General features: G+C 45.7%; 6 protein-coding genes. All 6 read left to right on the top strand.

The window, feature by feature from the left end; genetic code table 11:
• Nucleotides 1–8: 8 nt before the first annotated feature.
• The 6 genes from INF28_RS09695 (at nt 9) to INF28_RS13010 (ending at nt 12,425) form a co-directional block, all read left to right on the top strand.
• Nucleotides 9–860 carry a carbohydrate ABC transporter permease gene (locus INF28_RS09695; protein WP_226393273.1) on the top strand — a complete coding sequence of 284 codons (852 nt, stop codon included), beginning with the start codon at nt 9–11 and terminating at the stop codon, nt 858–860.
• Between the two features lie 63 nt (nt 861–923).
• Nucleotides 924–3,203 carry a hypothetical protein gene (locus tag INF28_RS09690; protein ID WP_226393272.1) on the top strand — a complete coding sequence of 760 codons (2,280 nt, stop codon included), beginning with the start codon at nt 924–926 and terminating at the stop codon, nt 3,201–3,203.
• Between the two features lie 125 nt (nt 3,204–3,328).
• Nucleotides 3,329–5,866 carry a hypothetical protein gene (locus INF28_RS09685; protein ID WP_226393271.1) on the top strand — a complete coding sequence of 846 codons (2,538 nt, stop codon included), beginning with the start codon at nt 3,329–3,331 and terminating at the stop codon, nt 5,864–5,866.
• Between the two features lie 11 nt (nt 5,867–5,877).
• Complete coding sequence (locus INF28_RS09680; protein ID WP_226393270.1) at nt 5,878–6,945, top strand: hypothetical protein; 1,068 nt, start codon at nt 5,878–5,880, stop codon at nt 6,943–6,945.
• Between the two features lie 19 nt (nt 6,946–6,964).
• Entirely contained in the window at nt 6,965–10,075 is a 3,111-nt protein-coding gene (locus INF28_RS09675) for an S-layer homology domain-containing protein (RefSeq protein ID WP_226393269.1), read from the top strand.
• Entirely contained in the window at nt 10,068–12,425 is a 2,358-nt protein-coding gene (locus INF28_RS13010) for an S-layer homology domain-containing protein (protein ID WP_226393268.1), read from the top strand. The genes INF28_RS09675 and INF28_RS13010 overlap by 8 nt, the downstream gene beginning before the upstream one ends.

Here is a 12,425-nt window from a genome sequence, read left to right as displayed (position 1 = left end):
TAAGTAAAATGAATATAAAGAATAAGACAACTATGATGATAAGCCACGCCATACTTTTGTTGCTGATGCTTTTAACCTTGTTTCCGATTATCTATACATTTACATCTTCCTTTAAGACAAATATGGAGCTTATGACAGAACCGGGACGACTTTTGCCTGTTGACCCAACGGTTGAAAATTATGAGTTGATATGGAATTCGGACGGATTTAATATTGGACGTTTGCTTTGGAACAGTACGTACTATACATTGATTAATGTGTTTATAAGTGTAATGATATCCTCCATGGCCGGGTACGTTTTTGCCAGAGGTGAATTTTTCGGTAAAAAATTTGTCTTTGCATGCTTTACCGCTTTGATGTTTGTCAAAACGGGCAATATTACAGTCTATCCGCAGTTTGATATACTAAATGCGTTGAATCTAAACAAGGGTTTATGGGCACTGATGATTATACATCTGTTTGGTATTCCGGTTGTAAATATCTATCTCGTGCGTGGCTTTGTACTGTCGTTGCCGAAAGCGCTGGATGAGGCAGCACAGATAGACGGCTGCAGTTTTATAGGCACCTTTTTTAAGATAATTATGCCATTGCTTAAGCCTATCCTTGCAACCATTGCAATCCTCAGTTTTAATCTGTACTGGAATGATTATATACTGCCCACAGTATTTACAACCACTAAGCCAGAGCAACAAACCCTTATGGTCGGACTTATGGCACTTAAAAGTACAAGCGGCGCGGCCTCAAACTGGAATTTAATGATGGCTGGCTCTGTCATTGCATTACTGCCGCTGCTGGTTGCTTATGCTTTCGGCAACAAGTACTTTGTATCAGGACTTGCTGCAGGAGCAGTCAAAGGATAGTTTGTTTTAAAATATAAAATTAACACATATTTAAAATTCTAATCTTATTTAGGAGGAGTGAAAATGAAAGGCCAAAATGCTTTAAAAAAGATGCTGGTATTCTGTCTGGCATTCATGATGATGCTCAGCGTTATACCTGCGGGCATGGTGGCGGTTGCGGCAGAGTCTGCGCCCGTATTTGTTGAAAACTGGAGTGTGTACGATGCGGTCACCAACCCGGACGGAACACTGATACGCTTGGGCGGATACGGTTATGATGATCTTGAAGACGATGATGTCGACGGGCGTGTCATGTATGGAACGCCACAATTTGCCGTAAGGCGTGACGGCGGCATATGGACGGGGCATGACACAGACACTACCAACGACTGGTATATAAAGCCTGTCTCAGACGGAATAGCGGCAAGAGCAACTGTAGATAGGCTTCCTGTATCGCTCAGCCTTGACACAGCATTTACATCCATCCAAAAGCTGACCTTTACGCTGGACATGACAAACAGCAGCTGGCCGCCACTTGGCGCTATCAGAATTTACACGAATGAGGATAAGACAAGCTATCTGGAGTTTGGTATGAAGGGCTGGCGTCCCGCAGCGTTTGTCTGGGCGAGCGATAACATCTCCTCTGCATATGTCAAGGTTGTAAAAGACGGGGTGGCCGTGATGCAAGCACATAATGCAAATGTGGGAGAACATACGTCCAACTACAGCTTTGGCGGGCATGTGGTCAACCATTTTATGCCAAACCAAAAGGTGGTAGAATGGACCATTATTACCGATGGTGAGAGAATTGGCTGGGAGGCCTTTGCGACAGGCAAGGGAAGCAGCAATAATGGAGAGACGGTTGCGTGGCGGGTGACGAACAATCTTGACGGTTTTGCGGACAGAGGGGATACCCCGACCACTTCACAGTCCAATATACCGCAGACGTACGATGCAGCCAATAACCGCTTTAACTTTGATGACAGCGCTAAATTCAATCAGGATTTTGTATACAATGATGCGGACTATGGCAATCTGTTCTCCAATGCAGAAAATTACACCATTGAATTTCTGGCAGCGGGTTATGACGATGTCACATTTAAAGATTTAAGCATATGGGGAGAAGTCTTAGAGAAAAGCACCCCTATTTTCAGCGAAAACTTCAGTGTATATGACGCCAGTAACAATGTTTTGGGTGACTTAAGCAGCCTTACTTCTTATAGTTGTAGTGAAGACAATGGCTCAACCGAAGGTAATCCAAATTTTGCGATTAGAAATGATGGCGCCACATGGACAGCGTCTTTACCATCTCCCCACATGAGGTTTTATGTCAATTCGGCTGCTGGAGGCGGTATTGCAGCCAAAGCTGTACATGCAAATAACCTTCTTGAGCTGCATTCCAATGTAAAGTACAGAGGTCTTAAAAAGATAACGGTGAAACTCAATCTGACAACATCATGGCCAGCGCTTGGCGCGGTGAGAGTTTATGCCGATGATACAAAGCAAAATTATATCGAAATCGGGTTGAAAGGATTCAGACCAGCCCCGTATGTTTGGGGAAACTCAGATGAGATTTCTTCTGCATATGCGCAGATTGTAAAAGACGGCGTAGTTACAGAACAGGCGAATAATGCGAATGTTGGTTCGTTTGTTTCCGATAAGGGTGTGACGGTCGGCGGTGAGATGCTGAATGAGTTCCTGATGTACAGCAAAGAGGCGGAGATCACGGTCATAACCGATGGCGAGAAAGTTGGCTGGGAAGTCTATGCCCGGGGAACACATAACAATAATCTCGGTCAGGAGGTCTGCTGGAGAGTATCAAACGGGTTAACTGGTTTTGATGACAGATCAAGCGCGGATATGACCACCCAGAGCAATGTCCCTGTAACATATGATGGTGAGCTTAACAGATTTGTTATTGATGACAGCACATTGTTGGCACAGGATTATGTATATGATGATACAAAATATGATAATATGTTTACTGATGCGGAAGACTATACGGTCTCTCTTTTAACTGTCGGCGATGCGGAAGTGATCTTTGAGGATGCAGCGGTATATGCAGATGCCAGTATTACACCCGTTATGATTGACGGCGTGGCGAAGCAACGGCTTCGGCTGGATCGCGGCTTGCTGGGCAACACAAGCGAATTTACTGCCGTTGCGGCAGATTACACAGCAGATGGAGGGATGCAGAAGCTCCAGAACATTCAGCTTCTTACACTGACAACGCCTGAATGGACGAGCGAAGGAGTCGTAATGAATATCCCAGAAAGCGGTACGATGCGGACCATCTTTGTGTGGGACGGCGGCTTGGCAGGAAATCTGCAGCCGCTTATGAAGCCCATTTCTGTTGAAAAATAGGATAACTATATCGTGTGGGTGCGCGGCTGTTGCGTTTGGGGACAAAGATCAATCTTTGCAGATTTCGCTTGAGTAGATTTTGCTTAAACACAACAGCCGTACAGTTAAGAAAGGACGGACTTACTATGAAAAAAGGTATATGCGGCATACTTTCTGCAATGGCGCTGACAGCATGCCTCTGTATTTCGGTCAATGCGGCAGAAACACAGACAGCCATTCTTTCAGTCAATGAGAATGATATCATCAAGCCGTCCGATCGCGCCTTTCTCGGTATTAATGACGGATGGCAGAACGTTCTTGCGGTGAAGCAGGACTCTGCGGAGATCAGTGAAGAATTTGTCGATGCCTTTCGGCAAACGGGGACCCCGATTGCGGTATCCAGGCTTGCTGGAACCGAATCACAAAGCTTTTATTGGAAGGACAGCATCGGCACCGCAGATGAAAGAGGCTATTATGGGTCGCAGACAAACGGCGCCAAAGTAAGCCACGGCATTATCGAATGGCTTGAGTATACCAGAGCGGTTGATAAGGCTGCAAAATTTGACTTTGTGATAAACCTGAACGATTCGCCTGAAAACAATGCTGATTTAATCCGTTTTTTATGTCTTGACCCAAGCGACCCAAAAGCGGTTGGCAGCGACGGAACCAATTGGGCGCAAAAGCGTGTGGATTTAGGATGGCGTGAGAAAATTGTACCTATTATTGAGCTTGGCAATGAGTATGACTTGGCGGCCGACTACACCGATGCAGATGCGATTGCCGCAAGGGCAAAGGAGTATATCACACTGTGCGAGAAACATATGGCCGTTATGCAGGCCGTTAAACCAGATTTACAGTTTGCGGCTTTGATGTTTACCGTGCCGCATGCGGCAAACGCCAAACCCCGTATATGGAATGAAAAGATTATCGATGCACTTGGACGAAAATGCGATTATGTTTCGTTTCACTACTATTACGGCTCCAGCAGTGATGAACTGGAACGTTACAGGATGCCCGAGATTACGGATTATCTTGACGAAATAGAAGCATCGGACAGGCCGAAGATTCTATTTACTGAGCACGCAAAATGGACGGCGAACGACAGGGATGCAGTCGATCGACTTGAGACCTCTGCCTTAAAGGGGGTACTGATCAGCGGACAGATCATCAATTTGACAACGACCGACAGCTATACTGCGGGAATGATATACCACGGTATGGGTAACGGAGGTGTGCAATCGGATGACGATCCCATTCTCTGGCATGTTGTATCAAGACATGCAGACGATGGAAAGCTTTATATATCAGGGATCGGCGCATTGCTGAAATTGTATAACTATGCCTATGGCAGCGGAAAAAGTGGTGAAAATGTTGTCAGAGCAACCCTATCCGGCAATGCTTGCGCAGAAGGCGGAGATTCTTCGGGCGCAAGGCTTACGGTGTCGGCGCATACAACCCCAGATGGCGGCTTAAATCTTGTTTTTGTGAATAATGAGAAAACAACCGCAGCGCAGCAGATCAGCTTTTCTGCCCAAAACGAATATAGGCTGGAGAGGGAATATATCCTGACAGCTGATGATTTAATGGCGGATAACAAACCGAATACACCCGAGGCTCTATATCCCGTATGCAATCTTATAAACAGTCAGACTGCATTTACTTCGTATACAATTTCGCCGGCCAGTGCGGTTGTGCTTAAGCTGGTTCCTATGTCGGCGCAGACGGTAGAGCAGGCTGCCGAACTGGTGGTTGAAAACAGTGAGGTGTTAAACGGCAAGATAATCGTGGCTCCGACAGACCGGATCGTTTCTTTCAGCGGCCAGCTTTTTGCCAACAAAGAAGCGGCCGATGCAGAAAGCCTTACGCTTACAGTTAGGGATACGTCAAATACAATTGTATACACGGATACACAGAGGGTATGTTGGGATCATGTCTACTTTGATGCAGAGATGCCAAATAACGTAAATGGTACTTACATAGCGGTTTTATCAGGAGGCGGTACAAGCAACATAGTGGAATTTGAATACCGTCCGCAAATGGTAAGCGGCTATGTGCGCAGTATTGTGCCGGACGGAGCATATGCAAACGGTGTAAAACAGGTAAACAACGCCGATTACAGCTTTGACTGTAAAATAACCTTTGATTCAGAATTTGCGGCGGGAGTAGAATATATCATAACGGTTGTGGAAAAAGAAAGTAATAACATTGTGGCGATGGAGACACAGACCAGGGGAAGTGAGAGCTTTGACACCGTACATATAAAAATGCCGAAGGATGCAATAGAGGGCAGATATGTCATATCTGTCAGTTGCCCAGGTGATAGAGCCGAAGGAATTGCGGAATTCGATTTTTACAAGCCAGATGAAATCATCCTGCTCGGCGACTGGCTGTATAACGAAAACGGAGAGATGGTTACGCTTGAAAATATTGCAGACATCAAGAGCCTTTACATAAAGGTGATTAACCGAACAGATGCTATCATGCAGCTTTTATTTATGGCTGCGGCCTATGATGGCGAATCACTTGTACATGCAGAAACTGCTATCCATACACTGGCAGCAAGGGCAGAAGGGACTGTCCCCATGCCGATTAGTATAACAGCGGAGAGTATAGACGCCATCAGGGTTTATGTTTGGGAAAAAGGCTGCCTCAAACCTCTATCCGAGGTTTATGATATCACATAAGGGAGGGAAAAATGATCTTCAAAAAATTTGCGTTTGTCATGTTGCTTGGCCTGCTGCTGTGCCCGGTACAGGTGCGTTCTGCCGAGTCGGCAGAAGCATTAAACTACGGTGACATCATATCTATTAATACATTTGAAGGATATATGTTTGCATATGATTTTGGAATAGGCGGCGGAATTGTGCAGGATACGGCACACAGCGGACAGAAATCCTACATGACCGATTTCTCAGTTGCCAATGCAAACCTAAATCTGCATACAAATACTGTGACGGTGTATGATAAGTATGCGTATTATGCAGAAGCCTATCTCAAGACAGAGGAGATTGAAATAAATGATATCACAAATATATGGCTGGAAGCGCCATCAGGCGACAAGCAGGGGACCCGGCTTACAATACGGGAAACGGATGAAAACGGCTGGTCAAGATATTCTGCTTACCGCAAAACTCCTGCGGGACAAGCGGGGATACGCGTATTTATGTATCTTACACCTTCTTCGGGAAAACTGTATGTGGATGATGTCATTATCCGGGTTGCACCGTATTCTTTGAGAGTCGTTGGTACAACGGCCGATGCAAATACCACGGTTAACTTAAATGCGCTGGCCTGTTATGGCGCGGATAAAAATGGAAATGAAAAAAGGATCTATTTAAATAATATGAAGCGTTGGTCAGTCAAAAGCGGAAACGCGGTGGTTGACCAAAACGGCAATTTAAAATGGAATGACAGTGCAGGCGGTACAGCGCAGGTCCAGCTGGAGTTCTGCGGGGTTACCACAACATTTGATGTTGTATTTACTGCGGGAATTTCGGTTACAGAACCGGAAAGGTCGGGCAATACCTACACCTTGACAGTAAAAAATCCTCTCGCAGCAGCAGAGACCATCAAATACACGATTGGATTGTATGATGATGAAGGCAGGCTGTACAAGTTAAAATCAGAAAGTACAACCGTGCAGGGCGGCGGAGAAAAAGAAATTTATTTGCAGGCTATGGAAGAACCGTATTTTATTAAGAACGGTGTACAAAAAATCATGGTCTCTGCGCCGCATTTTGTAAAGAGCTATCTATGCGAATAATACTGGAGGAGGATGTCACATGGGATTTAAAAGAATTGGCAAAAGAGCGGCAGCGGGCTTGACTGTGATAGCTGTTGTACTCTGTGCAGCCGGCATTTTACCGACTGTATCTGCAGAGCCTGTGCCCGTATTTGTTGAAAATTGGGGTGTGTACGATGCGGATACCAACCCGGATGGAACACTGATACGCTTGGACGGATACGGTTATGATGATCTTGAAGACGATGATGTCGACGGGCGTGTCATGTATGGAGAGCCCGATTTTGCCGTAAGGCGCGACGGCGGCATATGGACGGGGCATGACACAGACACCACCAACGACTGGTATATAAAGCCTGTCTCGGACGGAATAGCGGCAAGAGCAACTGTAGATAAGCTCCCCATATCGATTAGCCTTGACACAGCATTTACATCCATCAAAAAGCTGACCTTTACGCTGGACATGACAAACAGCAACTGGCCGCCACTTGGTGCTATCAGAATTTACACGAATGAGGATAAGACAAGCTATCTGGAGTTTGGCATGAAGGGCTGGCGTCCTGCGGCGTTTGTCTGGGCGAGCGATAACATCTCCTCTGCATATGTCAAGGTTGTAAAAGATGGCGTGGCCGTGATGCAAGCACATAATGCAAATGTAGGAGAACATACGTCCAACTACAGCTTTGGCGGGCATGTGGTCAACCATTTTATGCCAAACCAAAAGGTGGTAGAATGGACCATTATTACCGATGGTGAGAGAATTGGCTGGGAGGCCTTTGCGACAGGCAAGGGAAGCAGCAATAATGGAGAGACGGTTGCGTGGCGGGTGACGAACTATCTTGACGGTTTTGCGGACAGAGGGGATACCCCGACCACTTCGCAGTCCAACATACCGCAGACGTACGATGCAGCCAATAACCGCTTTAACTTTGATGACAGCGCTAAATTCAATCAGGATTTTGTATATAATGATGCGGACTATGGTAATCTGTTCTCCAATGCAGAAAATTACACCATTGAATTTCTGGCAGCGGGTTATGACGATGTCACATTTAAAGATTTAAGGATATGGGACGAAGGCATAGAGCAAAGAAATGTTAATCTTTGTATTAATGGTGTTCAACACAAAACTGCTGTGGAAGGAAGAATTGACCTCGGCCAGAAGAATGGTGCTGCCATCTCAGGTATCATCAGTCCAACGCTTGCGGGTAAAACTCTTATGCTCACAACTGCAGATGGAGAAATAATTTCTGCAGTACTAAATGCAGATGGAGAATGGATGCCCGCGATAGACGATGTAGAGATAAAGTATTCGGCGCTGACACTGCCGGACGGAACAGATGAAATCCCTGCCGATATGAAGGTATATGCAATTGTGGGAGATATTGCTATGGATATAACGAAGACGAGAGCAGGGGAAGATCCCAAAAAGTATGACATCTATGCCGTAAAGGGCATAACCGTTTACGATGGTGTGCGTCTTGCGGTTGATGACGAAAATATTGCGGTTGTCGATGATGAAAATGATACCGTATATGGTACAGCTGAGGGTGAGGCAGCCGTTACATACAGCTTTGCAGGTGGCGGAACGCTGACAAAAAAGCTTAGAATTGTAGGCCCGATGACTGCGGCGATTGAAAGCGGTGACCCCGCTGTAATGAATCAGTATCTTGCAGATCAGCAGGATATCGTCGATACCCTTAACCGGGCGGTCAAGGATGATGATATTGCTGCTATCAAAGATTTCTTTTCGGTTGTTCAGACAAACAGCATCTTTAACGTAGATGCTGTCAGCAACAGAAGTCTGCTTGAAATTGACAATACCCAGGCAGATGCGCAGCAAAAGACCGAACTTGATTATTTTGCAGAAAGAGTGGCGGCAGCTGGTAAGGAATATATCTGCAGCAGTATTGAAGCAATAAAAGAGATGGAGCAATCACTCTTAAAAGAGCTATACACGGGCAGAGTTTGCAATCTTGCTGCACCGACCGAAGAGACCGATGCCATCAAGACCGCAATAGAAGAAAATAACACGATTTTAAATCTGCCTATTGATAACAAGTATTATATAGAGTGCGAAAAAGCCGTTCACACAGCTTTAAGCAATCTACAGTTCACCTGCTATGATCAACTTGTTCAGACCTTTAAGGAGGCCTACGTCATGGCAGCATATAAAAATGCGGGGCTTTCGGAGAAATATCTGATAACCATGCTGGACGATTGTGCGGCCGAAATCGGATATGATGCAGATCACTACAGCGCAATTAAGGACAAAACTACATTGGCCAAAAATCTGATCAGTGCAGATATCAACACAGTGGCGGAACTTAAAACAGCCATTGACAGTTATCGTGAGACCGCAGCTGATGACAGCAATACCGGCAGTACGGGAAACAGACGGCCCAGTTCAGGCGGTGGCAGCGGCGGTAGTTTTGGGGGCGGCGTTCGCTTCGAGGAGAATTTAGATGTCCTGCCGGAAGCCAAACCCGACACCGATCCGGTTGTTGATAGAGTGCAGATATTCAGCGATGTCCCTGAAAGCTATTGGGGATATGAGCCAATCCGGTATTTGAATGCGATAGGTGCCGCAGATGGCTACGAGGACGGGATGTTTATGCCGGATGCCTCCGTTACCCGTGCAGAATTTTTAAAGCTTTCTTTGGTGGCTTCAGATATGTTGGTTACAGAAGAACCCACGGAAGAAGCGGATGAGACGACGGCAGAAGAAGCAGAGCAAACAACGGAAGGCGAAATTGTGGAAGATGAACCGTTGTTTAACGATGTTGATGTCAGCGCGTGGTACTATCCGTATGTTAAGGCGGCCGCAGATGCCGGAGTATTACAGGGCGATAACCAAAACAACGCAAACCCCGATGCGGCAATCAGCCGTGAAGAGGCAGCGGTAATTCTTCATAGAATTATGACAGCACAAGGAAAAACGCTTGCACCGGTTTATGAACTGATCCGTTTTACCGATGCGAATGCTATTTCAGATTGGGCGGTTTATGCCATCTCCGAACTACAGGTTGGCGGCGTAATCAACGGCGATAATGGCGCCATGCGCCCTGCGGACAGCATTACCCGTGCAGAAAGTGCCAAGATGATTTACGAGCTTATACAGAGAGAAGTAGAGGTGACTATAAGTGAATAAAAGCTTTAAAAGATGGGTGGCAGTAACACTTGCAGCGGTAATGAGTCTTGGCATGCTTGGCGTATCGGCCGCGGATGATGCTTTATCAAAAGACGCCATCAATGCCCGTACCAGTGAGCTTGACGCTCTGCTTGCGGCAAATAAAAAGGCAACCATAGCAGAGATGAATGCAGAACAGCTTTACGGCGGCGAAGAAACATATAAAAAAGCACTTGTCACGATAGATGAAACAAAAATGTGGGATGCTGTTGAAGAAAACCTGGGCGTACAATGTGAATATGTTGATATGTATGATTGGTTTTATGAAGGAGGCGTATTCAAACCTGAAATTGTGGATCAGCTGAAAGGAATGGCGCCGATTCCATGCTGGCGTATTGGTGGTACGGCATCGAGCCGGGTGAACCTACTAGATACGCTTGGCCCTGTGGAAGACAGGGGCGGAACAGCACCGATAGAGGAAAATATGATTAGTTATGAGCCTAAAGTGACTGTAAATTCTGAGATTAGAAGACTCGGGTTTGGCGAACTGGTCCAGCTGGCGTATATCAACAATCCCGAAACCTCGTTTGTTCCATGTATTACGCCATGGTACATGTCAGAGGAGGATTTGCGTAGTTTTATGGCCTTTTGCTATGACGAAAAGGACGAATCCGAGTGGGGCAGGCTGAGAGTGGAATACTATGGGATTGAAGAACCCATCAAGATTTTCTATTGGGAGCTTGGTAATGAAATTGAATATTTGAGGCCGTATCCTAACCAAAAGAGAATGGATTGGTACAAGGACGTCGCGGTTAGACTTGCCAAAGTGATTAAAGAGGTCAATCCGGATGCCAAGGTTATGTTCTGTGGGCCGACAGCTCCATGGGGAATAGGTGATACATACCGGCAATGGGTGGATGAGATCAGCTATGTGCTCGCACCGTATGTTGATGCGATGTCATGGCACGGCTATTATGACGGAAATTCACAGGAAATGCTACTGGGCTTCTGTAAGGATATGAAAAGCATCATTGACGAAAATGTCGCAGAACTCGACTTGCGAGACGAAAACGGAAATCTCAAGGATATAAAGATTTCGTGTACAGAACATGCGAGATGGACGTCCGGGACAAGATTAAAAAGAAGCAGTACATTTGAGGCAGCCTCCAGTGTAATGCATTATCTTAACTTAACCTTTCAGACACCTTGGTGGGATGGTAACAACTATCACGGTGTTCTTGGCCAGACAAGCGGTATAGACTGTCCGGACTGGGCTTATTGGATATATAATCCTGAGCACGGCGTTTTCCCGTCCCCAATTGAAAAGGTATACAGAATGTATCACGATGCAATGGGCGACCGTGTCATATTCACGGATTGGCATTGGATAGAAGACGGCGTAGAACCCAGATGGAACAGTACCTATGGTTATACAGTCGACCCGACTCCAAATTCACAGGGGATAATTGCTGAAAAATCAGAGAGCTTTTCAGTAAATGCAATGGCAAATGGAACGGATGAATTGATTCTGCTTCTGACCAACAAAAACGCAGATGATGTCATAGATATAGAATTTGACCTTCCACACAATTTTACATTGGTAGAGGAGATGCAGGTGGTTGCACCGAATCCATTGACATATTCCTATGATGCCGAAAGCGCAGAGCTTACGCAATACATTAAAACAGAAAAAAATGAGCCGAATTTTACCAGCTATCAGCTTCGGGGTAACGGTCTTGTTGCACTCAGACTTAAAACGACCGAACACATTCCGCAAATAGGCGGTGATACAGAAAATGAGGTGATAGAAGAAACTGTTACGTTTACAGAAGGGGCATTTGCTGATACCGATGATAGCTGGGCAAAAAATGAGATAGAGATCATTCGTCAGGCAGGTATCGTTTGCGGCAACGGAGACAGTCTGTTTCATCCGTCAAATGATATTACCAGAGCGGAATTTTATGAAATGCTTGCACGAATGCTGCATGTAACGGGTAAGTATGCAGGCACATTCTATGAGGATGTTTCAGCTGACAGCTGGTACGCAGACGGAGCAGGTGTTGCGTATGCAGAAGGGATTATTCGTGACGCGTATTTCTATCCCGAAAACAAAATCAGCTTTGAGGAGATATGCAGAGCGGTTAAGCAGATATGCATAAACCATAATATAAGCGGCGGCACATCTGATGAAAGTAGTATCAGTGAAATCGATATGAGCAATTTAAGCGAATCGGCAAAGGAAAACGTATTATTTGCTATAAAAGAAGGCTATTTGACCAGACTTTATGAAAACAGTTCACTTAGCCTTGACAGGCCTGTAACCAGGGCAGAGGCGGCTGCGGTTGTTTGCCGTTTGTATCGCAATCTTTAA

The sequence above is a fragment of the Ructibacterium gallinarum genome, assembly GCF_014982785.1.
In the GTDB taxonomy this organism is placed as follows: domain Bacteria; phylum Bacillota; class Clostridia; order Monoglobales; family Monoglobaceae; genus Ructibacterium; species Ructibacterium gallinarum.
The sequence above is the reverse complement of the archived record's forward strand: the minus strand, read 5'-3'. Positions and strand labels throughout refer to the sequence as shown.

Excerpts from the sequence above, each read along its gene's own strand:
- INF28_RS09695 (WP_226393273.1), top strand. The coding sequence starts at position 9 with ATGAATATAAAGAATAAGACAACTATGATGATAAGCCACGCCATACTT.
- INF28_RS09690 (WP_226393272.1), top strand. The coding sequence starts at position 924 with ATGAAAGGCCAAAATGCTTTAAAAAAGATGCTGGTATTCTGTCTGGCA.
- INF28_RS09685 (WP_226393271.1), top strand. The coding sequence starts at position 3,329 with ATGAAAAAAGGTATATGCGGCATACTTTCTGCAATGGCGCTGACAGCA.
- INF28_RS09680 (WP_226393270.1), top strand. The coding sequence starts at position 5,878 with ATGATCTTCAAAAAATTTGCGTTTGTCATGTTGCTTGGCCTGCTGCTG.
- INF28_RS09675 (WP_226393269.1), top strand. The coding sequence starts at position 6,965 with ATGGGATTTAAAAGAATTGGCAAAAGAGCGGCAGCGGGCTTGACTGTG.